Raw genomic sequence first — 20919 nt, forward strand, 5'->3', positions numbered from 1 at the left:
CTTTGACGGAGCGGCAGTTCCTCCTCCGTCAGGACGATGACGGCGGGCGCCGCGCCGACGATGGGACGCATGACCACGACGACGGGGGCGGGTACCGGACCGACGGACCCGGGAGATGCGGCGGGCCCGACGGGACCGGTGGGGGAACGGACGGCGGAGGCGCGGGCGGAACGGGCAGGACCGCGCGGGCGCGCGCCCGCAGGGCCGGCCGGGCCGTCGCAGCGGCTGGCGCTGCTCGACGTGGTGCGTGGGGTGGCGATCCTCGGCACCCTGATGACGAACGTGTGGATCTTCACCGCGCCAGGTGGCGAGTGGGGGGTGCTCAGCGGCTCCGGCGGCGCCCCCGGCTTCGCGTCGGGCTCGGTCGGGGACGCTGCGGAGACCGTCTTCCGGGCGGTCGCGGACGGCAAGTTCCTGTCGCTGCTGACCATCCTGTTCGGCGCGGGCATCGCCCTCCAGTACGCGGCGGCCGAGCGGCGCGGGCTGCCCTGGCCCGGGCGGTACCGGTGGAGGGCACTGTTCCTGTTCGCGGAGGGCACGGTGCACTTCGTGCTGGTCTTCGCGTGGGACGTGCTCATGGGGTACGCGGTGACCGCGCTGTACGTCGCCTGGTTGCTGTCCCGGTCGGAGCGGGCCCGGCGGCGCGCGATGTGGTGGGCGGGCGGGCTGCATCTGGCGCTGATGCTCCTGCTGACGGCCGCACTGGCGCTGGGCGGTTCGGCGGCCGGTGCGGGCGGGGTGCCGCCGCGGGTCGTGGACCTGTACGCGCACGGCAGCTGGCCCGACCAGATCGCGTTCCGGCTGGAGAACGCCGTCGTCCTGCGCGTCGAGCCGGTGCTGACGTTCGGGCTGCTGGTGTTCCTCTTCCTGCTGGGGGTGCGGCTGCTGAGGGCCGGCGCGTTCGGCGCGGACGCCGCGGGGCGGCGGCTGCGGGTGCGGATGCTGGCCTGGGGCCTCGGCCTGGGCGTGCCGCTGAACGCGGCCTGCGTGCTGGCAGGCGAGGCGGGCTTCCTGCCGGGACGGTACGTGGCGGCGCCCCTGGTGGCGGTCGGCTACGCGGGACTGATCGGGCTGCTCGTGGACCGGGTCCGGCGGCCCGGCCTCCTCATGGGCGCGTGCACCTCGCTGGGGCGGGCCGCCCTGTCCGGGTACGTGCTGCAGAACGTACTGTGCGTCCTCGTCGCGTACGGCGTGGGCCTCGGGCTGGCGGCCCGGCTCGGCGACGCGTGGCGGCCCTGGTGGGTGATGGGCCTGTGGGTCGCGGTGAGCCTGGTGCTGCTGGTGGGTTCCTCCCTGTGGCTGCGCCGCTTCGGCTCGGGCCCCCTGGAGGCCCTCCAGCGGCGCGCCCTGCGCCACTGACACCCCTCGGCCCCTGCCCGGTCGGGCGCGCGGGCGGCGGCGGGCCGGCTCGCCCCTGCCCGGACGGCGGTCGGCCTTTCCCGGCTCCGGGCCGGGCGGCGGCTCAGCCGGCCCCCGCGCGGCGTCGGGACAGCCACAGGGCTCCGGCGGCGACGCAGGCCGAGCCGACGAGCAGGACCGGGAGGACGGGGCTCGGGGGCGTGCCCGCGGCGCCCGCCTGCACGGGCGGGCGGCCCTGCCCCGCACCGGGCTGCGCGGCGGCCCCGGGAGCTGGCCCGCCCGCCCCCGGGGCCGCCGTCGGTTCCGGCGCGGGACGCGGGGCGGACGGCCGCGTGCCCGCGGTCGCCGCGCCCTGCGCCGCCCCGGCTGAGGGGCCGGCGGAGGGAGCGGTGGAGGGGCCGGCGGAGGCGGGGGAAGCGGCGTCCGAGGCCCGGCCCGCGCCCCCGGCGGACGCGGAAGCGCCCACCGAAGCGTCCGGGGAGGGCGCCGCGGAGCGGGACCGCGCCCGCGGGCCGGGCGGCAGCAGCGAGCCCACCGGCCGCACCTTCGCGCCGGGGCCGAACCCCCAGTCGAGGAGGTCCCTGGCCTCCTCGTACACCGCGCGGAACCCGCCGGACTGCGGGTTCATCACCGACACGACCAGCGTCCGCCCGCCCCGCCGGGCCGCCGCGATCAGGGTGTGCCCGGCCTTGCTGGTGTAGCCGTTCTTCACGCCGAGGATCCCGGGGTAGCGGCGCACCCCGTCCTCGCCCGTGAGCAGCCGGTTCGTGCTGCGGATGCCGTACTCCCAGCCGCCCGCGGGGAACGTGGCGTACGGCAGTGCGCAGTAGCGCGCGAAGTCGGGGTCGCGCAGTCCCTCGCGGCCGAAGACCGCCAGGTCGTACGCCGAGGAGACCTGGCCCGGCGCGTCGTACCCGTCCGGGGAGACCACCTTCGTGTCGCGGGCGCCCAGCGAGCGGGCCACCGCCTCCATTTCGCGGGCGGTCCGCTGCCAGCCACCGTTCATGCCCGCCAGGACCCGTACGGCGTCGTTGCCGGAATGCAGGAACACGCCCCTCCACAGGTCCGCCACCTCGTACGTGACGTCCTCCTTCACGCCGACGAGGCTGCTGCCGGGGCCGATGCCGGTCAGCTCCTCCTCACGGACCGTGTGCCGGGCGTCCTGCGCCAGTCGCGGCAGCACGGTCAGGGCGAAGAGCGCCTTCAGGGTGGAGGCGGGCGGCAGCCGCCGGTGCGCGTCGTGCGCGGCCAGCACGTCGCCGGTGGCCGCGTCGGCGACCAGCCAGGACAGTGCGGACAGCTCCGGCGGCTCCGCCACCCCGGGGGGCAGCCGCACCTGGGTGCCCGGCCGGTGCAGGTAGGAGGGGTCCACGCGGGCCGCGGGCCGCGGCGGCATCGGCTCGCCGGGGCGCGCGTCGCCCTCCGCCACCCGGTCGGCGGACGGGGCCGCGGAGGCGGCCGACGACAGGACCAGCAGGGGAAGCAGCAGGCACAGCAGCAGGAGGGCCGACGCGCCGGCCGCGATCCGGGCCGAAGAGCTGACGATCATTCAGCCACGGTAGGAAGCAGCGGCCCGGTTCGCCCGCGCAGTGCGCCGACCGGCCTACGCGTATGCGCGCGTACGGACGTTCAGGACGCCGTCCGGAGGTGTACGACGTGCGCCCGGAGCGCCGTGCTGCTCGTTATGGGAACGTCGGCCCGGTGCTCCGCCCGACCGCGGACGGTCCTCCTCGTCACGTCCGCGGGCCGGAACGGAGCCGGGGCCGGCGCCGTCTTCCCCCTTGACCGCTCATCGCGCACACCGGGAGTCCCCATGACCGAGACCGTCGTCGGTGTCATCGTGGCAGCCGTGCTGGTCGGCTACCTCGCTCTGGCCGTCGCCTACCCGAAGCGCTTCTGACGCGCGGGGCAGCCCCCCGACGGGGACGGGAGCCCGCCCCCACCTGCGGCTCCCGTCCCCCTGTCCGGCACGCCCGGCACCGGGGGCGGGAGCCGGCCGCGCAGATTCCGGGGGGCGGGATGGTAGCCACGGGGTTCGCGGGGCACTGGGGAGGCGTACTGCACCTCATCCGACGCGGCTCAGGGAGGCCCCTGTGAACACTGTCCTGCACGACAAGCTCTTCATGCGGCTGCGCGACCTGCCGGTGCTGGCCCACGTCTCGTACGACGAGGACGACCCCTACGCGGTGCGCATGGCCTTCACCGACGGAACACGGGTGTACGCGGAGTGGCGCCTTGACCGGGGCATGCTGCGCGAGGGCATACGGCACGAGGTCGGCGAGGGCGACGTACGGGTGTGGCCGGAGGACGGAGTGCACATAGAGCTCTGCGGTGAGGCGGACTTCACCGTCGGCAGGGCGGCACTGGAGCACTTCCTCGCCCGGACGTACGAGGCGGTGCCGGAGGGTGACGAACACGTGGACGTCGACGCTCTGGTGTCCCGGCTCCTCGCCACCAGCTGAGCGCCGTGCACCCGCGCGCCGCCACCGGTCCGCGTGCGCCCGCGTCAGCGGCCGTGCCCGTGCGCCGACGTCCCCGGGACCACCGGCGGGTCGCCCATCCGCGGGCATCCGCCCGACACCCCGCCACCTGCCGCCCGGCCGCTTGTCCGCCTTCCCTGAGCCCGGGCTCGCGGAGGGCCGTTCCTGAAGCCCGGGCCCCGGAGGGGCGGCGGGGGGAGCCGCTCAGCCGAGCGAGCCGCTGAGCTCGTTGCAGGCCGCCTCGCACCGCCGGCAGGCGTCGGCGCAGACCCGGCAGTGCTCGTGCCGGTCGGCGTGCCGCTCGCACTCGTCGGCGCAGGTGGAGCACGCGACGGCGCAGGCGTTCAGCACCGCGCGGGTGAGGTTCGCGTCGTAGCCGGTGTGCCGCGACAGCACCGCGCCGGTGGCCGCGCAGACGTCGGCGCAGTCCATGTTGGTGCGTATGCACTTGGCGAGCCGTTCGAGGTCCTGGGTCTCGGACAGGCACGCGTCGGCGCAGGCGCTACATGCCTGGGCGCAGGCGGCGCACTCCTCGATGCACCGGATCAGCTTCTGGCGGTCGACCTGTCCGAGGTCGGCCGGGTAGGTGCGCAGCATGTCCTCGACGACGAGGGAAGCAGTCATGACGGGTCGCCTCCAGTAGTCCGTTCTGTCGGTTTCAGTCGTTCATGTCCAGTCTCCGCCGGTCGGGGGTGCTCCGCACGGCCCGGCCGTGGAGGCGCGGCCTAGGCTGACGTGCCATGAGAGGCAGGGACTGGCCGGTGCTGGGCGCGGTGGCGCTCGGCGGCGGCACGGGGGCGCTGGCACGCTACGGCGTCTCCGTGGCGTGGCCCACCGCGCCGGGCGGTTTCCCCTGGGCGACACTGTGGACGAACGTGCTGGGGTGCGCGGTGATCGGAGTGCTCCTGGTGCTGCTGGACGCGGCGGTGCGCCCGCGCCGGCTGGTGCGCCCGTTCTTCGGGACGGGGGTGCTGGGCGGGTTCACGACGTTCTCGACGTTCGCGGTGGACGTGCGGACGCTGGTCGGCGAGGGCGCGCCGCTGCGCGCGGCGGTCTACCTGGTGGCCACGCCGGCGGCGGCCCTCACGGCGGTGGCGCTCGGGGCGTGGACGACGGGCCGGGTTCTGGAGCGGAGGGCACCGGGGCGATGACGGGACGGACGGGCAGGGCGCTGCGGCTGACGGTGTACGTCGGCGAGTCGGACCAGTGGCACCACCGCCCCCTGTACGCGGAGATCGTGCACCGCGCGCACCGGGCGGGCCTCGCGGGTGCGAGCGTGTTCCGGGGCGTCGAGGGCTTCGGCGCCTCGTCCGTGGTCCATACGTCCCGCCTGCTGTCGCTGAGCGAGGACCTGCCGGTGGCGGTGGTGGTCGTGGACGACGAGCCGCGGGTGCGGGCGTTCCTGCCGGAGCTGGACGAGGTGCTGACCGGGGGGCTGGCCACGCTCGACCCGTGCGAGGTGGTCCGCTACGGCGACCGGGGGGCCGCCGGGTGATCTGGCTGCTCGTCTTCCTGGGCGGCGCGGCGGGCGCCCCCCTGCGGTACCTGGCGGACCGCGCCGTGCAGGCCCGCCACGACACGGTCTTCCCGTGGGGCACGCTGGGCGTCAACGTGTCGGGCTCCCTGCTGCTGGGCGCCCTGACGGGCGCGGCCCTGTCCGCGGAGCCGTACGCACTGCTCGGCACGGGCCTGTGCGGCGCGCTCACGACGTACTCGACGTTCTCGTACGAGACGCTCCGGCTGGCCAAGGCGGGCTCCCGCGGCCTCGCCGCGCTCAACGCGGCGGCCACCACGGCCCTGACCCTGGCCGCGGCCTTCCTGGGCGTGGCCCTGGGCACCGCGGCGGGCTGAGCCCGCCGGGCGCCCCCCTGCGGCCGCGGCGCAGCTCAACCGGCCCCGACCGGCGCACTGCCCGTGGGGCGGCGACCGTGGTCGGGGTGGCGTCGTAGCAGCACGACGCAGTCGGAGGCCCTGCTGTGGTCCCCTGCCGCTTCCGCGGCCCTCTGGGCCCGTGCGAGCCGCGAGCACTCGTCGCAGTCGTCGGTCGGGTCTGCTCGGCGGGACGCGAGCCAGGCGTCCGACTCGGCTTGCAGAACCTCGGCGTACGTCATGGCTACCACCTGGCTGGGATCGGTCTGCCACTCCTTGCCCCACCCACCGGCCGGAGCACGGCGAACCGGCCGACGACTCCCAGGAACACTCCGAACCGGCCGTCGCCGTCCCGCGCGAACGTGCCGCTGCGGGGCCGCCGTGCCGCCGGGGTGCCGCGAAGGATCGGCGTGCCTGACGCCATGTCGCTGCGGCGCCGGATGCCGTCGGTCATGTGTGCCGCCCTTCCTGCGAAAGGGCGTCGAGTGTGGGCCAGCCATACTGCTATTCGCGAAATGCAGGAAGATCTGCCTGGGGTGCGGCCGCCTACAGTGAGACCCCTACGGTGGTGAGAGCAGGGCCGCCGGCGACACGGAGAGGACGCCATGAGCGGTGGGGGTAGCTGGGTCAGCACGTCGATGCCGTACCTGACCCGGCGGGACGCAGGGCAGCCCGATGCGTGGGCCGAGGAAGCAGCTGCGCAGGGCCGCAAGGGCACGCAGCGCATCCTCTCCGCTGGAGAGGCCCCCGCCAGCGCGGAGGTGGGAGCGCTACTGGGACTGGCCGAAGGGCAGCCGGTGGTCTTCCGCCGCCGCGTCATCGAGCTCGACGGTGAGCCGAACGAGTTGACCGACAGCTACTACCCGGTGGAGATCGCGCGGGTACGGCCCTGGCCGGTACGGCGAAGATTCGCGGAGGCGCGGTGACCCTGCTCGCGCAGCTGGGTTACGCCGGCGCACGGGTGCGCGAGGACGTGACCGCCCGCCTGCCGACCGCGGAGGAGGGGGCACTTCTGGCGATGGATCGCACCGAGCCTGTGCTGCGCTTGGCGCGATTGACGCTCGACGCCGAAGACCGCCCCATCCAGGCGGACATGATGACCATGCCGGCCCACCGCCAGCGGCTTCGCTACGAGATCAGGATCGGATGAACGTGCCCACCGCCGAAGCCGAGAGGGACGACTCTCGCCCTCTGCACGAAAGGATCGCTGCTGATCTGCGGGACGAGATCATGAGCGGCGACCTGGCGCCAAGTGCCAGAGTTCCCTCCACCGCCCGGCTCAAGGAACGCTTCCGCGCGTCGAGCGCGACCGTCCAGAAGGCGCTTCAGCTGCTGAAAGCCGAGGGACTTGTGGTCGGCCGTGCAGGGGCTGCGGTGACGGTGCGGGAGCACCGCCAGCGAACCATGCGTCCCGCCGCGTACATGGCCCCGGCCGGGGCGGGGGAAGCGTTCCGCTGGCTCACCGAGGCGGCGAAGACGGGTGGAAGCGCCCACAGCGCCCTGTTGGAGGTGTCGGAAGCGGTGCCACCGGCCGATGTGCGCGGCCTGCTGGGAATGGCGGCCGGTGACACCGCCGTACTGCGCCGGCAGCTCCTCTCCATCGGTGATGAGCCGGCCGAACTGGTCTCTTCCTACTACCCGTTGGAGCTGGCCGGGGGTACGGCGATCAGCGTGCGGCGCAAGATCCGGGGCGGCACGCCCGCCCTCCTCGCCGAACGGGGATTCCCGCCCGTCAGGAGCGTGGACCGGGTCTCCGCCCGCATGCCGACCCAGGAACAGGCGGCGGTGCTGCGACTGCCGGGTCACCTGCCGGTGCTCCGGACGCTCCGTGTCGTATACAGCCACGGTGAAAGGCCCGTCGAAGCCACAGTCATGATCAAGGCGGGGCACCTCTACGAGCTGGAGTACGAGTTCGCTGCGGAGGAGTGAGCGCAGGCCCGGCGTGATGCGCACGCTCGCCCACGCCCCGATGCGGGGCCGCACGGACCCCCGGAGCAGCCGCACCGCGCGGGACGCAGCGTCGACGACGCGGTGCGGCGGGGGCTCCTGACCCGCGTCAGCGCGACCACACCGTGCCGCGCGCCTCATACTCCAGCATGGCCTCCAGGCGCAGTGCCGTGTCGGCGCCGAGTTCGCGGCGGACCAGCCACAGGGCCAGGTCGAGGCCGGAGGTGATGCCGCCGGCCGTCACGAGGTCGCCGTCGTCCACCACGCGGGCCTTCTTCAGGACGCCGCCCTGCTCCTCCAGGTCGGCCAGCGACAGGTGGTGCGTGGTGCAGGGGCGGTTGCGGGTGAGGCCGGCGGCCGACAGCAGCATGGAGCCGGTGCAGACCGAGGCCAGCGTCAGGTGGGGGACGTCGCGGGCCGCGTCGGCCAGCGCGCGGGGGAGCGCGCCGCGCTCGATCTCGGCGCGCACGCCGGGCCCGCCGTCCTGGCGCTGGTAGCCGCCGCCCGGCACGACCAGCAGGTCCGCCTCGTCGGGGTCCCAGCGGTCGGTGACGCGGACCTCGGAGCCGTGGGCGCAGCGCAGCACCCCCGGTCCGTCGAGGCTGACGAGCCGCACGTTCGCGGGACGTCCGCTGTGCCGGGCGGCCAGCGCGAACACCTCGTACGGTGCGGCGTAGTCGAGTTCCTCGACGCCTTCGAACATCACGATGTCCACGTTCATGGGGCGTGTCCCTCTGCTTTCTGCGGTGGTGGTGCCGTCGGTGGAGCGGGCCGCTACGGCGGCCGGGGTGGTGCCGGCCGCGCCGGCGGCGAGTGCCGCGGCCGCGGCGGCCGTCAGCACGTGACGGCGTGCGGGGCCCCTCACGAGGCAGCCGCCTCGCTGCGGAGGCGCGCCACGAGGCCGGCGGGCGCCGTGTCGGGCGTACCGGCGTCGTACGGCGGCTCGGGGGCGTACTGGAGCATCAGCTGCACGGCCTGCGCGTGCGGTCGCCGCCGATCCGGCCGGCCAGCGAGAGGCCCATGTCGATGCCGGCGGAGACGCCCGCCGCCGTCACGTACTTGCCGTCGAAGACGACGCGCTCGTCCACGGGTTCCGCACCGAGGTCGCGCAGCCGGTCGAGGGCCGTCCAGTGGGAGGTGGCGCGGCGTCCTTTCAGGAGTCCCGCCGCACCCAGGAGGAGCGAGCCGGTGCACACGGAGGCCGTCCACGTGGTGTGGGCGTCGGCGGCGCGCAGCCAGGCGAGCGCCGTCTCGTCACCGAGGCCGGGTGTACCGCTGCCGACCACGACGAGCACGTCCGGGCGGGGCACCTCGGCGAAGGTGCGGTGCGCGGTGAGCGACAGCGTCCGGTGGTCGTCGAGCACGGGACCCGCCTCGCGGGCCACGAACACGACCTCGGCGCCCGGGAGGTGGCTGAGCGTCTGGTACGGGCCGACGGCGTCGAGCGCGGTGAACCCGTCGTAGAGGTGGATGGCGATCTGCACGGGGCTGGTCCTTCCTGGGGAAGCGCCTGTCGGGGGGCCGGCCGGGGGCATGCGGGGGAAGCCCCGGGGCCTCGGCGGGCGGGGGCAGGCTGGTCGGTGGTCGTTCGTGCGGGTGCGGCCGGTGGCGGGTGCGGGCCCGTCTGGTCCTTGTGCGCGGGGCCCGGTGGCGGGGCCGGCAGCTGCGCCGGCGGCGGGCGGACCGGCGGGTGGTGCCCGGTCCGCTCCGGTGGACGGGCGGGTGGCGCGGGGAGGCCGGCCCGGCCGTCAGGTCAGGGGGCGGCGGAGCCCGCGCCCGCCCGGTTGGGGAAGCGGCGCCGGTACTCGCCGGGTGTCGTGCCGAGGGCTCTGAGGAAGGCGCGGCGCATCGCCTCCGGTGTGCCGTAGCCGCAGGCGCGGGCGACGGCCTCCACGCTGTCGGAGGTGTCCCCCAGCAGCCGCCGCGCGTGCTCCAGCCGCACCCGGTCCACGTAGCGCCCCGGGGGCAGGCCGGTCTCCGCGTGGAAGGCGCGGGCGAAGTGGCGGGGCGAGAGGCGCGCCCGTGCGGCGAGCGCCGGTACGGACAGGTCCTCGCCGGGGTGCTCGCTGATCCACTGCTGCACCTCGCGCAGCGGCTCCCGCCGCGCGGTCTGCGCCGCCAGCTGGACGCTGAACTGGGCCTGGTTGCCGGGCCGCCGCAGGAACACCACCAGGTGGCGGGCCACCGTGAGGGCGGTTTCCCTGCCGAGGTCCTCCTCGACCAGCGCCAGGGCGAGGTCGATGCCCGCGGTCACCCCGGCCGAGGTGGCGATGTGGCCGTCCCGTACGAAGATGGGGTCCGGGTCCACGTCGACGTCCGGATGGGTCCGCGCGAGCCGGTCGCAGTGCGCCCAGTGGGTGGTGGCGCGCCGCCCGCTGAGCAGGCCCGCGTCGGCGAGCAGCAGGGCGCCCGTGCACACGGACACCAGCCGTTCGGCGCGCGGCGCGTGTTCCCGCAGCCACGGCACGAGCCCCGGCTGCGGGCGCCGTGTGCCGGACCCGCCGGGGACCAGCAGGGTGTGCGGGGCCGGGGTGTCCGCGTCGAGCGCCGTGTCCGGGGCGAGGGTGAGCCCGCTGCTCGTCCGCACGGAGCGCCCGCCGACGGACGCCGTGCGCAGCCGGTACGGGGAGACCCCGCCCTCCGCGCAGTGCGCCGCCCCGGCGAACACCTCGACCGGCCCGGTCACGTCGAGGCTCTGCACCCCGTCGAACAGCACGACCAGGACGTCCCTGACCTGTTGGGAAGTCATGCGTCCATCCTTCGCGCACGGGCGGATGTCCGCAATGACGAAGGTCCCACCTTTTCTGCCACCGCGCCGGCGCCCCTGCCGTGCGCGGGACTCCCCGTGCGGCGTGCGGGACTGCGGGGCGCGGGCCGGGTGCCGGGCGGGACGGCCGTCCCGCCCGGCACCCGGCCGGCCCGCCTACAGGTACGGGCGGGTGAGCAGCTCGATCGCGTGGCCGGCGGGGTCCTTGAAGTAGACGCCCCGGCCACCGTGCCCGTGGTTGATCTCGCCCGGCCGCCGCATCTGCGGGTCGGCCCAGTGCTCGACGCCGCCGTCGCGGAGCCGCTGGTACGCCCGGTCGAACAGCTCGTCGTCGACGAGGAACGCGTAGTGCTGCATCTGGATGTCCACCGGCGGCTCGGCGAACTGCAGCAGCGTTCCGTCGCTGAGCTGGATGTTGGTGAAGACGCCCCAGGACGGCGCCTCGGGGAGCTCCAGCAGCTCCCGGAAGAAGCGCGCGGACGCTTCGCGGTCCTGGGCGGCGATGATGGTGTGGTTGAACGTGACCGGCATGGGATGACCTCGCTGGGTTTCGACACGTGGGAAGGGGCTCGCGGTGCGCGTGCGCCGGGAGGTCCGCGTGTCGACGTGTGGGGGTGGGTCTGCCGCCCCCGCCCTGCGGTCAGTCGTCCACCGGACAGCCGATCCGTGCGTGGCGTATCGCCGTTCCGGTGTTCACGCCCGCCAGCCTAGGCCGCTGCGGAGGGGGCGCCAAGTAGGTGGCTCAGCAAGGTGGTTGACGCACGGTCCGGCCGGCTGCGGAGTGCGTCGGGCCGGGGCCTCCCGGGCGCGTCGGAGCCCCGATGACAACAGTCACAGAGAAAGTCGGCCCCCGAGTACAACTGCCCTCACATGCCCCTTTTGTCGGTGACTGGACGGCCTCCCCGGCGCGGCCCCGGGGCCGCGCCCGCCGTAAGTCGGTTCCCCTCGTTGAACCCGTTCAATACGATCGGGACCACTGGTCCTGGTGGCGACGACCCGCCTCGCCGGTCGCCGGCGTGCGAACAGCGTGCGCTGTTCCGCTGCGACCGATGCCGACGCGGACGTCGACGCCGCACCGCGATCAGTCCACAACTGCTTTCTCTTCCGCTCCAGAAACGGGACCTTGTGAAGATTCGCCGCACGCTGGCGACGGCCGTCGCGCTCGCCGTCACCGCACCCGTCACCGTCCTCGCCGCCTCCCCGGCCTTCGCCACCACCGGCCCGGCGGCCGAGACCACCGCCGTCACCGCTTCCAAGGAGGCGGGCAAGCCGTCCCTCGCGGACCTGGAGAAGGCCATCGCCGCCGCCCAGGCCGCCCTCACCGCCGCCGAGGCGGCCAAGGCCGAGGCCGTGAAGGGGGTCGAGGCCGCCGTCGCCGACGACGCGCCGCTGAAGCTGGCCCTGAACCAGGCGGTCGCCGCCGTGGAGAAGGCCGCCGCCGAGAAGGCCGCCGCCGACAAGGCCGTCACCGAGGCGCGGGCCGCGATCGACGCCCTGCCCGAGGACGCCTCCGACGACGACAGGGTGGCTGCCGTCAAGGCGCTCGCCGCCGCCCAGGCCGCCGCACAGGCCGCCGCCGACGCGAAGGCCGCCGCGGACACCGCCAAGGAGGCCGCGCACAAGGCCCTCGACGACGACCGGGTCGCCGCCACCAGGAAGCTCCACGAGGCCGACACGGCCCTCGACAAGGCCAAGGCGGACCTGGCCGCGGCCCAGAGGGCCCTGGAGGACGCCAAGAAGGACACCGGCAAGCCCAAGCCGGACCCGAAGCCGGGTGACGACGATGACGACGACGACATGTGCGACACCGTGTCGAAGGTCAAGGTCTCGCTCCACGGCGTGCCCGGCAAGATCGCCGCGGGCTCGACCGTGCACTTCTCGATGAAGGTCACCAACGATAGCAAGCGCACGCTCGACGAGGTCGACCCGTTCGCTGCGGCCTTCGCCGAGGACAGGACCGCGTCGGCCAACGACATCAGCCACCTGCTGAAGCTCCAGTGGTCGAACGGCTCCGCCTGGAAGAACGTCGGCCCGGACTTCACCACCGGGACGATCACGGGCCTGAAGGCCGGCGTCTCCAAGGACGTCAAGCTGCGCCTCACCGTCGACGCCAAGGCGCCGGCCGGCATGGGCGTCGCGGTCGCCGCGGGCGGCTACTACAACGAGGACGGCACCTGCGGATTCACGCCTGAGGGCGTGACGAAGGAGTTCGAGATCGTCGCCGCTGGCGCCAAGGTCGGCAACGAGCCCGCCAAGTCGGGCAAGCCGATGCCGCTGCCGCAGGGCGGGACGTCCACCACGCCGGTGAGCGCCACGACCTCCACCGGCACGGTGACGGGCCAGCTCGCGAAGACCGGTTCGAACGACGCCGTGCCGCAGATCGCCCTCGCGGGCGGTGTCGCGGTGGCCCTCGGGGCCGGCGCCATGTTCGTCGTCCGCCGCCGCAAGGCCGGCGCGGGCGCCTGACGCACGGACACACGGAAGACCCCGACCGGGAGACCGGTCGGGGTCTTCCCGCGTCGCCGGGGACTGCGGCCCTGACGGGACCGCTTCCGCACCACGGAGCCCCTTCCGCGCGGCGGGACGGCAGCGCGGGGCTCCTCCCGCACGACCGGTGCTCGTCGGCTTCCTCCCGCACGCCCCGCACGCCCCGTACGCCCCGGACACCCCGGACGCCCGGGCGCGTCGAAGTCGGCGTCATTCACGGCCGCGGCCGCCACCCGCACGCCCCGGACGCCCCCGGGTCCACCTGTGCCGGTCGTGCGGGGGTCGTCCGTGCCGGTCTCACGCCGGTCGCCCGCCGCGCAGGTCGCCCCCGCCGGACGCCTGCCGGGTCCGCCGGGGCCACCGGCTCAGCCCACCGCGTACGCCAGGGCCGTCGCCGCGCCGAGGCCCGCGCCCGCCAGGGTCTGGGCGGGTGTGTGGTAGCTCAGCGCCACCCGGGACCAGCACACCGCGGCCGTCACGGCGTACGCGGCGAGCCACCACGGGCCGTGGACGCACGCCAGGAGCGTCACCACCGACGACGCCACCGCCGAGTCCACGGAGATCTTCCACACCGTGTTGACGGCCAGCAGCCCCACCGTCATCACCCACAGCGCCAGCATCGCCACGAGGATGCCGTGCGGCGCCCCGCCGAGGAGCATCACGCCCGAGCCCGTACCGATCGAGCCGAGGATCACGAAGAAGATCGGTGCCCGCTTCGTGCGGTCCACCACGTGCCGGTCGCCCCAGGTGCCCCGGCCCCGCTCCCACTCGATGTAACCCGCCGGCACCAGGCCCGCGCAGAGCGCGCCCAGCAGCCCCCACAGCAGGCCCGGCCAGTGGCCGTCCGCGGCGGCGAGGCCGATCCCGGACATGCCGGCCACCAGGACGTTCCGGGGCTGGAGCACGTCCGTGACGCGGCGGGCCACCACCCGGACGGGCGTGTCGTCGACGACCGCCGTCACGCCGCCGTTCCCGTCTCCGCCGCCGCGCCCGCCTGTCCCGCCGGCGTCCCGGGCCGTTCCCCGGCCTCCGAAAGGAGTCCCTGCGCCCGCGCCGCCCGCTCCGCCGCCGTGAGCCTCCGCGTCTGCGCCCGGTGGCTCAGTGCCGCCGCCGTGGCGCATCACGCCGCCGTCCTCGCCCTCTCCGGCGGGGTCCGCACCGGCGGCCCCCGCACCCCCGCCGTGGGCCTGCGGGCCGCCCGTCCCGGGTGCCGCCGTCACGCCGCCGCCCCCGCCTGTGCCAGCAGCCTCCGCGCCGTCTCCTCCGGGACCGCCCGGTACGCCGCCGCGACGCGTACCAGCCAGGCCACTTCGCCGTCCTGGTCGGACGTCGCGTGCGGAGTCGCGAAGGCGGCCGCGGGCCCCGGGGGAGCCCCGTCCGCCTTCGCCGCGAGGGCGGCCCGGATCCAGTACGCGTCCGCCTCCGGGCCCGCCGAGCCCGCCGCGCCCCTGGCCGCCGCCTGCAGCCCGTCGGGCACGTAGTGGCGCAGCTTCTCCACCGCGTCGGCGATGTCCGCCGCCCACCGGTCCACCCGCAGGTCCGCGGGCGTGTCGAAGCGGGTCAGCTCCCGGGCGAGCGACGCGGGCGGCGCGAACGGCTGCTCGGGGAACGCCGCCATCAGCTCCCGCCACAGCGGGTGCAGCGCCACCTGCGCCCGCCACAGCCGTGCCCGCCGCCAGCCCTTCGCGAGCGCGGGGATCGCCGCGCCGATCGCGAAGAACGCGAACAGCACGACCTGCGCGGCCTCCGTCACCTTGTCGAAGGCCAGCGCGAACGACGTCGTCGGCTGCTCCACGACGCTGATCCACAGGAACAGGGTCCGGCTGACGGTGTAGCCGACACCGATGAACATGGCGACCGTCATCATGCCGAGCCCCACCCGCAGGTGGCGCAGCGAGGCGTCCGCCGTGGCCAGCGCCCACTGGTACGCGCAGACCGCGGAGGCGGCGCCCAAGTACACGTAGAACACCGTCATGTACAGCGACGCACCCCACTCGCCGGCGTGGTCCGACACGAAGCGGTCGGAGGGCACGGTGTGGTCCACGACCGTGAAGAACAGCACCGTCAGCAGGACCAGCGTCGCACCCGCCGCCTTGGCCGCGACGCGCTGGACGACGCGCGCGAAGCGCACGTGCCGGGGCACGGCCGCCCCGTCCTCCGGGTAGGCGCCGTAGATCGCGACGATGTAGCTGAGGATCGCCAGGATCGCGACGGTGGCGGTGTAGTGCTTGATCAGCACGGCGAGGTCGACGACCGGGCTGTGGTTGAGGGTCGTGCGGACGATCTGCGTCTTCGTCCACAGCGCGGCGGCGAACCCCGCGTAGCAGCCCCAGAGGGCCCGTCGGCGCTTGTCCTCCTCGTCGCCCCACAGGGCGGCGGGCATCCGCCACAGGGCGACGGCGGTCATCAGGCCGGCGATGAGGTAGCCGGCCAGGTCCAGGGCGGTCACGGGAACAGGGCCTCTCGGTGGGCGGGACGGCGGTCGGGGCGGGGAACGGCCCGGCGGCGGGGGTCAGCCGCGGCGGAAGAGGGATCTGCGCTTCTGCGCCCGGTGCGCCACCGGGCGCGACAGCGAGTCGGCCAGCCGCCCCACCACGTCGTCACCCGACACGTCCCGGGCCATGCGCGGGATCAGGGACGCGCCGAACTCGGCGACCCGTTCGTCGTGGGTGTCGTACTGGGCGCGGGCCTGCACCGTCGTGCCGGACGCGAGCACCCGCTCGATGAGGGACGTGTCGAACACGGGCAGCAGCCGGCGCAGCTGCTCGGCGTCCAGGCTCGTGCCGTGGTCGAACCACTCGTGGCACAGCTCGTGCAGGATGACGTGCTGCGTCTGGTACGAGGTGGGGCGGCGCCGGTACAGGACGAAGCTGGTGTCACCGGCCTTCAGCCGCAGCCCGCACGCCGCGTCGGCCCTGGCCAGCCGTTCGGGCATCTCCTGGAGGACGATCCTGCGGCCGCGGGCGGCCTCCATGTTGGCCACCAGCGCCGGGATGGCGAACGGCGCGGGGATGGGGAGGTCGGCCAGCCCGGCCTCGCACTCCCTCCGCAGCGCGCGCATGGACGGCTTGGACATGGAGACCTCTTGATCGGAGTCACGCGGGCGGCGACGTGCGACCGGCGAGTCTAGCCAACTGTGGCCGTACGCGTGTGCGCCGTCCGCCCTCGGGTTCGCCCTCCTGCCCGGGGGAACGCAGCTGCGCTCACACGGGCGGGGTCGCACGCCGGCGACCGTTCGGACAGGGGCCCACGCCGGTGCGCGCCCCCGGCGGGTCCGCCCTCCCGCGCACTGCCGCAGGCGGGCACGTGGTGCCGCGTGCAGCGTCAGGCGGGTCCGTCCTCCCGTGTGCTGCCGCAGGGGCCGGGTGGCGCGGTCGCGCTCCCGTCCTGCTGGAGCAGCGACAGGGCGAACTCCAGGAGTTCCGGGGGCAGGCCCTCGTCACCGGCGCCCCGGGCGGCGACGCCGGTGATCTCGCCGGTGCGTCGCTGGGCGAGGAACCGCAGTCCGGCCACGACGTCGTCGACGACCTCCGACTCCTCCTTGAAGAACCGCCAGTCCACGCCGAAGCCCAGGCCCAGGGCCTTGAGGATGTCCTCGGAGGGCTGGGTGACCTTGCCGGCGAGGATGTTCGAGAAGTAGCTGTGCGACAGGGAGCCGCCGCGTTCCTTGACGAGGTCGGCGAAGGCCCGGCCCGAGACCCTCTGGCCGGGGAAGGTCTTCTCGACCATGTACGCGACCTTCTGCTGCAGGGTGCGCAGCTCCGGGTTCGTCTGCTCTGCGCCGTTGTCCATCACGTTCCCCACGGTAAGCGGGCTTGCGCAAACAATCTACGGCACTGTTAACTCGAAAAAACACGGACAGGGGGCCACGAGGGGAGTCCCTTGTCCGTGGCTGCCGTGAACAGGTGTAGCCCTTCGCGACGGGGGATACGCGAAGGGCTACACCCGCAGTATGGCACCTCGGCGGTGCGAGGGGGCAGCGGGGGAGGCAAACGGGTCCCGGGAAAGGGCACAATCGAGAGCAGAGGCGGGGGCAGCCCAGGGGGGCAGGCGAGAGGCGAGCCATGTCAGCGTCGCGGTCCCACTCCCACTCCCGGTACGTGGCCGACCGGGGGCTCACCACCCGCATGGTCACGACGATGTTCCTGATCGGCCTGCTGTACGTGGTCCTCGTCGGGGTGCTGCTGGCGTTCGTCCGCGGGGCCTGGCCGCTGGTGCTGATGATCGCGGGCGGCCTGTTCGTCGCCCAGTTCTGGTTCAGCGACCGCATCGCGGCCCACAGCATGGGCGCCCGCGAGGTCACCCGAGAGCAGGCACCCGAACTGCACGGCGCCGTGGACCGGGTGTGCGCCCTCGCCGACATGCCGAAGCCGCGCGTCGCCGTCTCCGACATGGACCTGCCGAACGCGTTCGCCACCGGCCGCAGCAAGGACACCGCGCTGGTGTGCGTCACCACCGGCCTGCTGCGCCGACTGGAGCCCGAGGAGCTCGAAGGGGTCCTGGCGCACGAGTTGTCGCACGTCGCACACCGCGACGTCATGGTGATGACCGTCGCGGCCTTCCTCGGGGTGCTCGCCGGCATCATGGCGCGGGTCGGCCTCTGGGGCGGCCTCGGCCGCAGCGGGAGCCGGGACAGCGGCGCCGCCATCGCCGTCCTGCTCATCCCGCTCATCAGCGCCGCCGTGTACGCGGTCAGCTTCCTGCTGACCCGGCTGCTGTCCCGCTACCGCGAGCTGTCCGCCGACCGGGCCGCCGCCCTGCTCACCGGCCGGCCCTCCGCCCTGGCGTCGGCACTCACCAAGGTCACCGGGCAGATGGGCGCCATCCCCACCCGGGACCTGCGCAAGGCGGAGCCGTACAACGCCTTCTGGTTCGCGCCGGCCTTCTCCTCCAAGGACAGCCTCGGGCGGCTGCTCTCCTCGCACCCCACGCTGGAGCAGCGCCTGGAGCAGCTGGCCCGCATCTCCGCCCGGCTGGGCCGGTAGGCGGCGGGGGCGGACATGGGCTTCCTCGACGTGCTGCTGGGCCGCAGCAAGCCGGTACGGCCCGACCTGGACCGGCTGTTCGCGGTGCCCGGCGCGGCGATCACCCTGGAGGCGGGCGCCGGGTTCGTCCCGACCGGAGCGGGCTCGGTGTGCTTCGCCGGCGTCGAGGGCGGCGCCTTCGGCCGGCTGCGGCAGGAGGTACAGGACCTCCTGGACGCCGACGTGGCCGCGGACCCCGTCGGCGGCGGCGAACCCGTCGCGTACTCCCGCGACCCCTACGGCTACACCTGGCTGCTGGCCCGACACCCGGCGGACGCCCTGGTGTCCCTCGTCAACGACCTGCACGCCGTGAACACGCTGCTCCAGGACGCCGGCTTCGGCCCGCACCTGCTGTGCTCCCTGATCGGCTTCCGGCACCCTGCCGACGGGCGGCCCCTCGCGCTGGTCTACCTCTACAAGCGGGGCACGTTCTACCCCTTCGCGCCCGTCCCCGGCCCCGCGGAGCGCCGCGACAACGCCCTGGAGATCCAGGTGCGCGCGCTGCTCGCGGACGACCTGCGCATCGAACCCGACCTCACGCGCTGGTTCCCGGTGTGGGGCGCGCCCGGGCTCACCCCGGAGCCGTAACGCGGGAGGGCCGTATGGAGGGCCTCAGGGAGCTGTCAAGAAGGCGTTATGGGACAGGCCGGTAGGGTGACGACCCGCCCTGCCCTTGACATGCTGCTCCTTCCGTCGTGTGGGTGACCGTCACCCGGCGCAGGACGCTGGACGGGAGGAGCGCGGCAGAAGCGGAAAGGGCCGGGATCAGCAGGTGGCAGTCGTCTGGAGAGCTCTGTTCACCCGGCACCCGGCCCGTACGGTCGTCACCGGCTTCGCGCTGGCCGTGCTGTGCGGCGCCGCCCTGCTCAACCTCCCGTTCGCCGTCCAGGGCGGCGTGGACAACGGTTTCGTCACCGCGCTGTTCACCGCCACCTCCGCGGTGTGCGTCACGGGCCTCGCCGTCGTCGACACGGGCACCTACTGGAGCGGTTTCGGTCAGGGCGTGATCCTGGCGCTGATCCAGGTGGGCGGCTTCGGGATCATGACGATGGCGTCGTTGCTGGCGCTGCTGGTGTCGGGGAAGCTGCGGCTGCGGATGCAGCTGACGGCGGCGGCCGAGACCAAGAGCCTCGGCATCGGGGACGTGCGGCAGGTGCTGCTAGGCGTCGCCGGGACGACCGTCGCGGTGGAGCTCGCCGTGGCGGTGGTGCTGTCGCTGCGCTTCCGGTACGGCTACGGGCAGCCCTTCCAGGACGCCGCCTACTCGGGGCTCTTCCACTCGGTGTCGGCGTTCAACAACGCCGGGTTCGGGCTGTACCCCGACAGCCTCACCCGCTACGCCACCGACCCGTGGGTGACCCTGCCGGTGGCCGCCGCGGTCATCCTGGGCGGCATCGGGTTCCCGGTGCTGCTGGAGGTGCTGCGCCACCACCGCAGGCGGCGGACGACGGGACGGCGCGGCTGGTCCCTGCACACCAAGCTGACCGTGCTGACGACGGCCCTCCTCCTCCTGTCCGGCACGGTGCTCACCTGCCTCCTGGAGTGGGGCAACCCGGGCACGCTGGGGCCGATGCACTGGAGCGGCAAGCTGCTGAACGGCTTCTTCCACTCCGCGATGAGCCGCACCGCCGGGTTCAACGCCGTCGACATCGGTGCCTTGGAGGCGTCGACGCTGCTGATGACCTGCACGCTCATGTTCGTCGGCGGCGGCAGCGCGGGCACGGCGGGCGGCATCAAGGTCACCACCTTCGCCGTGCTGGCCGCCGCGATGGTCGCCGAGGTGCGCGGCGAGCCGAACTCGATGGTGATGGGCCGCCGCATCGCCCCGCACGCCCTGCGGCAGGCGCTCACCGTCGCTCTGCTGGGAGTGGCCTTCGTGGTGGCCGCCACCCTGGCGCTGGAGACCGTCGTGGACGCCCCGCTCGAAGCGGTGCTGTTCGAGGCCGTGTCCGCGTTCGGCACGGTGGGCCTCTCCACCGGCATCACCGCCGACCTGCCGGTCGTCGGCGAGCTGATCGTGATCCTGCTGATGTTTGTGGGCCGGCTCGGGCCGGTCACACTGGTGTCGGCGCTGGCTCTGCGCGAGCGGACCCGCCGGTACGAGCTTCCCGAGGAGCGACCTGTCATTGGGTAACTATCTGCACTCCCTGCGCCGCCGCCGCCGCAAGCGGCTGGCGGAAGTCGAGCTGGGCGACCAGCGGGTCGCCGTCATCGGGCTGGGCCGGTTCGGCAGCTCGCTGGCCCACGAGCTGACCCGGCGCGGCTGGGACGTCCTCGGCATCGACACGAGCGCGCCGCTCGTCCAGAAGCACAGCGACGTGCTCACCCACACGGCCGTCGCGGACTGCACGGATCCCGAGGTGCTCCAGCAGCTCGGCGTGCACGACTTCACCAGCGCCGTCGTCGGCATCGGCTCGGACATCGAGGCGAGCATCCTGATCGCCTCGAACCTGCTGGAGGCCGGTGTGCCCAACATCTGGGCGAAGGCCATCAGCCGGCAGCACGGCCAGATCCTGGAGCGTCTCGGCGTGCACCACGTCGTGCTCCCGGAGCACGAGATGGGCGAGCGGGTCGCGCACCTGGTGACGGGGCGGATGCTGGACTTCATCGAGTTCGACGACGACTACGCGCTGGTGAAGACCGTGGCCCCGCAGGTCGCGACCGGTGTCCCGCTCGGCCAGAGCGCGGTGCGCAGCACGTACGGGGTGACCGTGGTCGGCATCAAGCGGCCGGGTCAGGACTTCACGTACGCGACCGCCGAGACGGTCATCGAGAAGGGCGACGTCATCATCGTCACCGGCAAGACCCGCGCGGTGGAGTCGTTCGCCGAGCTGAGCTGAGCCCGGAGGGGAGCCGCCAGCCGGAAGCCGGGAGCCGGGTCGCCCCCCGGACCGTGCCGCCCCGGCCGGGCGCGGTCGGGGGCGTCGGGCTGCGGGGCTGCGAGCCGGGCCGGTCGCCCGGGCCCGTGCGTGCGTACCGGTGGGTG

Annotated in this window: 22 protein-coding genes and 2 pseudogenes; 13 read left to right on the forward strand and 11 right to left on the reverse strand. The window is 74.3% G+C overall.

The window, feature by feature from the left end; all coding sequences use genetic code 11:
• The first annotated feature begins 69 nt into the window (after window positions 1-69).
• A complete protein-coding gene (locus BJP40_RS25960) occupies window positions 70-1359 on the forward strand; it encodes a DUF418 domain-containing protein (RefSeq protein ID WP_079171480.1) in 1290 nt (429 codons plus the stop codon).
• 103 nt (window positions 1360-1462) lie between these two features.
• On the opposite strand, the gene BJP40_RS25965 is transcribed toward BJP40_RS25960, so the two are convergent.
• Entirely contained in the window at window positions 1463-2908 is a 1446-nt protein-coding gene (locus BJP40_RS25965) for a D-alanyl-D-alanine carboxypeptidase family protein (RefSeq protein ID WP_071282810.1), read from the reverse strand.
• A gap of 123 nt (window positions 2909-3031) precedes the next feature.
• Between BJP40_RS25965 and BJP40_RS35030 the strand changes: the two genes are divergently transcribed.
• The gene (locus tag BJP40_RS35030; protein ID WP_143066030.1) at window positions 3032-3259 is read left to right on the forward strand and encodes a hypothetical protein; all 228 of its coding nucleotides are present in this window, start codon (window positions 3032-3034) and stop codon (window positions 3257-3259) included.
• 193 nt (window positions 3260-3452) lie between these two features.
• Complete coding sequence (locus BJP40_RS25975) at window positions 3453-3821, forward strand: SsgA family sporulation/cell division regulator (RefSeq protein ID WP_071282812.1); 369 nt, start codon at window positions 3453-3455, stop codon at window positions 3819-3821.
• Between the two features lie 222 nt (window positions 3822-4043).
• Here the strand turns inward: BJP40_RS25975 and BJP40_RS25980 are convergent, their stop codons facing one another.
• The gene (locus BJP40_RS25980; protein WP_071269166.1) at window positions 4044-4463 is read right to left on the reverse strand and encodes a four-helix bundle copper-binding protein; all 420 of its coding nucleotides are present in this window, start codon (window positions 4461-4463) and stop codon (window positions 4044-4046) included.
• Window positions 4464-4579: 116 nt separating this feature from the next.
• Between BJP40_RS25980 and BJP40_RS25985 the strand changes: the two genes are divergently transcribed.
• Genes BJP40_RS25985 through BJP40_RS25995 form a run of 3 tightly spaced genes read left to right on the forward strand, consistent with a single transcriptional unit; the run spans window position 4580 to window position 5690 of the window.
• Window positions 4580-4990, forward strand: a complete 411-nt coding sequence (locus tag BJP40_RS25985; RefSeq protein WP_071282813.1) for a CrcB family protein — start codon at window positions 4580-4582, stop codon at window positions 4988-4990.
• Window positions 4987-5334 carry a DUF190 domain-containing protein gene (locus BJP40_RS25990; RefSeq protein ID WP_071282815.1) on the forward strand — a complete coding sequence of 116 codons (348 nt, stop codon included), beginning with the start codon at window positions 4987-4989 and terminating at the stop codon, window positions 5332-5334. Before BJP40_RS25985 ends, BJP40_RS25990 begins: the two co-directional genes overlap by 4 nt.
• Complete coding sequence (locus BJP40_RS25995) at window positions 5331-5690, forward strand: CrcB family protein (RefSeq protein ID WP_071282817.1); 360 nt, start codon at window positions 5331-5333, stop codon at window positions 5688-5690. Before BJP40_RS25990 ends, BJP40_RS25995 begins: the two co-directional genes overlap by 4 nt.
• A 35-nt stretch (window positions 5691-5725) precedes the next feature.
• Here the strand turns inward: BJP40_RS25995 and BJP40_RS26000 are convergent, their stop codons facing one another.
• Entirely contained in the window at window positions 5726-5950 is a 225-nt protein-coding gene (locus BJP40_RS26000) for a hypothetical protein (protein ID WP_226962551.1), read from the reverse strand.
• Window positions 5951-6313: 363 nt separating this feature from the next.
• On the opposite strand from BJP40_RS26000, the pseudogene BJP40_RS26010 reads away from it, so the two are divergent.
• Window positions 6314-6858: pseudogene (locus BJP40_RS26010) on the forward strand (GntR family transcriptional regulator).
• A complete protein-coding gene (locus BJP40_RS26015; protein ID WP_071282821.1) occupies window positions 6855-7637 on the forward strand; it encodes a GntR family transcriptional regulator in 783 nt (260 codons plus the stop codon). The pseudogene BJP40_RS26010 and the gene BJP40_RS26015 overlap by 4 nt, the downstream one beginning before the upstream one ends.
• A gap of 127 nt (window positions 7638-7764) precedes the next feature.
• On the opposite strand, the gene BJP40_RS26020 is transcribed toward BJP40_RS26015, so the two are convergent.
• The 4 genes and pseudogenes from BJP40_RS26020 to BJP40_RS26035 form a co-directional block, all read right to left on the reverse strand.
• Window positions 7765-8520 carry a DJ-1/PfpI family protein gene (locus BJP40_RS26020; protein WP_071282823.1) on the reverse strand — a complete coding sequence of 252 codons (756 nt, stop codon included), beginning with the start codon at window positions 8518-8520 and terminating at the stop codon, window positions 7765-7767.
• Window positions 8517-9139: pseudogene (locus BJP40_RS26025) on the reverse strand (DJ-1/PfpI family protein). Before BJP40_RS26025 ends, BJP40_RS26020 begins: the two are co-directional and overlap by 4 nt.
• A gap of 269 nt (window positions 9140-9408) precedes the next feature.
• A complete protein-coding gene (locus BJP40_RS26030) occupies window positions 9409-10404 on the reverse strand; it encodes a GlxA family transcriptional regulator (RefSeq protein WP_071282825.1) in 996 nt (331 codons plus the stop codon).
• A 174-nt stretch (window positions 10405-10578) separates the two neighbouring features.
• The gene (locus tag BJP40_RS26035) at window positions 10579-10953 is read right to left on the reverse strand and encodes a VOC family protein (RefSeq protein ID WP_071274747.1); all 375 of its coding nucleotides are present in this window, start codon (window positions 10951-10953) and stop codon (window positions 10579-10581) included.
• Window positions 10954-11547: 594 nt separating this feature from the next.
• Here BJP40_RS26035 and BJP40_RS26040 point away from each other — a divergent pair.
• Window positions 11548-12888, forward strand: a complete 1341-nt coding sequence (locus tag BJP40_RS26040; protein WP_071282827.1) for an LPXTG cell wall anchor domain-containing protein — start codon at window positions 11548-11550, stop codon at window positions 12886-12888.
• A gap of 386 nt (window positions 12889-13274) precedes the next feature.
• Here BJP40_RS26040 and BJP40_RS26045 read toward each other — a convergent pair whose 3' ends face one another.
• From BJP40_RS26045 to BJP40_RS26060, 4 genes are all read right to left on the reverse strand, one after another.
• Complete coding sequence (locus tag BJP40_RS26045; protein ID WP_071274784.1) at window positions 13275-13871, reverse strand: hypothetical protein; 597 nt, start codon at window positions 13869-13871, stop codon at window positions 13275-13277.
• A 254-nt stretch (window positions 13872-14125) separates the two neighbouring features.
• Window positions 14126-15358 carry an MAB_1171c family putative transporter gene (locus BJP40_RS26050; RefSeq protein ID WP_071282829.1) on the reverse strand — a complete coding sequence of 411 codons (1233 nt, stop codon included), beginning with the start codon at window positions 15356-15358 and terminating at the stop codon, window positions 14126-14128.
• A gap of 63 nt (window positions 15359-15421) precedes the next feature.
• Window positions 15422-15985, reverse strand: a complete 564-nt coding sequence (locus tag BJP40_RS26055; protein WP_071282831.1) for a toxin — start codon at window positions 15983-15985, stop codon at window positions 15422-15424.
• A 248-nt stretch (window positions 15986-16233) separates the two neighbouring features.
• The gene (locus tag BJP40_RS26060; RefSeq protein WP_071282833.1) at window positions 16234-16701 is read right to left on the reverse strand and encodes a hypothetical protein; all 468 of its coding nucleotides are present in this window, start codon (window positions 16699-16701) and stop codon (window positions 16234-16236) included.
• Between the two features lie 272 nt (window positions 16702-16973).
• Here BJP40_RS26060 and htpX point away from each other — a divergent pair, with 272 nt between their 5' ends.
• The 4 genes from htpX to BJP40_RS26080 all read left to right on the forward strand — a co-directional run bounded on the left by htpX (window position 16974) and on the right by BJP40_RS26080 (window position 20773).
• On the forward strand, window positions 16974-17894 hold the full coding sequence (htpX, locus tag BJP40_RS26065; protein ID WP_071282835.1) for a zinc metalloprotease HtpX: 921 nt from the start codon (window positions 16974-16976) through the stop codon (window positions 17892-17894).
• A 15-nt stretch (window positions 17895-17909) separates the two neighbouring features.
• Complete coding sequence (locus BJP40_RS26070) at window positions 17910-18521, forward strand: hypothetical protein (protein ID WP_071274766.1); 612 nt, start codon at window positions 17910-17912, stop codon at window positions 18519-18521.
• Window positions 18522-18705: 184 nt separating this feature from the next.
• Window positions 18706-20067 carry a TrkH family potassium uptake protein gene (locus BJP40_RS26075; RefSeq protein ID WP_071282837.1) on the forward strand — a complete coding sequence of 454 codons (1362 nt, stop codon included), beginning with the start codon at window positions 18706-18708 and terminating at the stop codon, window positions 20065-20067.
• A complete protein-coding gene (locus tag BJP40_RS26080) occupies window positions 20060-20773 on the forward strand; it encodes a TrkA family potassium uptake protein (protein ID WP_079169639.1) in 714 nt (237 codons plus the stop codon). The genes BJP40_RS26075 and BJP40_RS26080 overlap by 8 nt, the downstream gene beginning before the upstream one ends.
• Window positions 20774-20919 lie beyond the last annotated feature (146 nt).

Origin of the sequence: Streptomyces sp. CC53 (assembly GCF_001865245.1) — a bacterium.
GTDB lineage: Bacteria > Actinomycetota > Actinomycetes > Streptomycetales > Streptomycetaceae > Streptomyces.

Excerpts from the sequence above, each read along its gene's own strand:
- BJP40_RS25960 (WP_079171480.1), top strand. The coding sequence starts at position 70 with ATGACCACGACGACGGGGGCGGGTACCGGACCGACGGACCCGGGAGAT.
- BJP40_RS25965 (WP_071282810.1), bottom strand. The coding sequence starts at position 2,908 with ATGATCGTCAGCTCTTCGGCCCGGATCGCGGCCGGCGCGTCGGCCCTC.
- BJP40_RS25980 (WP_071269166.1), bottom strand. The coding sequence starts at position 4,463 with ATGACTGCTTCCCTCGTCGTCGAGGACATGCTGCGCACCTACCCGGCC.
- BJP40_RS25985 (WP_071282813.1), top strand. The coding sequence starts at position 4,580 with ATGAGAGGCAGGGACTGGCCGGTGCTGGGCGCGGTGGCGCTCGGCGGC.
- BJP40_RS25990 (WP_071282815.1), top strand. The coding sequence starts at position 4,987 with ATGACGGGACGGACGGGCAGGGCGCTGCGGCTGACGGTGTACGTCGGC.
- BJP40_RS26000 (WP_226962551.1), bottom strand. The coding sequence starts at position 5,950 with ATGACGTACGCCGAGGTTCTGCAAGCCGAGTCGGACGCCTGGCTCGCG.
- BJP40_RS26015 (WP_071282821.1), top strand. The coding sequence starts at position 6,855 with ATGAACGTGCCCACCGCCGAAGCCGAGAGGGACGACTCTCGCCCTCTG.
- BJP40_RS26030 (WP_071282825.1), bottom strand. The coding sequence starts at position 10,404 with ATGACTTCCCAACAGGTCAGGGACGTCCTGGTCGTGCTGTTCGACGGG.
- BJP40_RS26035 (WP_071274747.1), bottom strand. The coding sequence starts at position 10,953 with ATGCCGGTCACGTTCAACCACACCATCATCGCCGCCCAGGACCGCGAA.
- BJP40_RS26055 (WP_071282831.1), bottom strand. The coding sequence starts at position 15,985 with ATGTCCAAGCCGTCCATGCGCGCGCTGCGGAGGGAGTGCGAGGCCGGG.
- BJP40_RS26060 (WP_071282833.1), bottom strand. The coding sequence starts at position 16,701 with ATGGACAACGGCGCAGAGCAGACGAACCCGGAGCTGCGCACCCTGCAG.
- htpX (WP_071282835.1), top strand. The coding sequence starts at position 16,974 with ATGTCAGCGTCGCGGTCCCACTCCCACTCCCGGTACGTGGCCGACCGG.
- BJP40_RS26070 (WP_071274766.1), top strand. The coding sequence starts at position 17,910 with ATGGGCTTCCTCGACGTGCTGCTGGGCCGCAGCAAGCCGGTACGGCCC.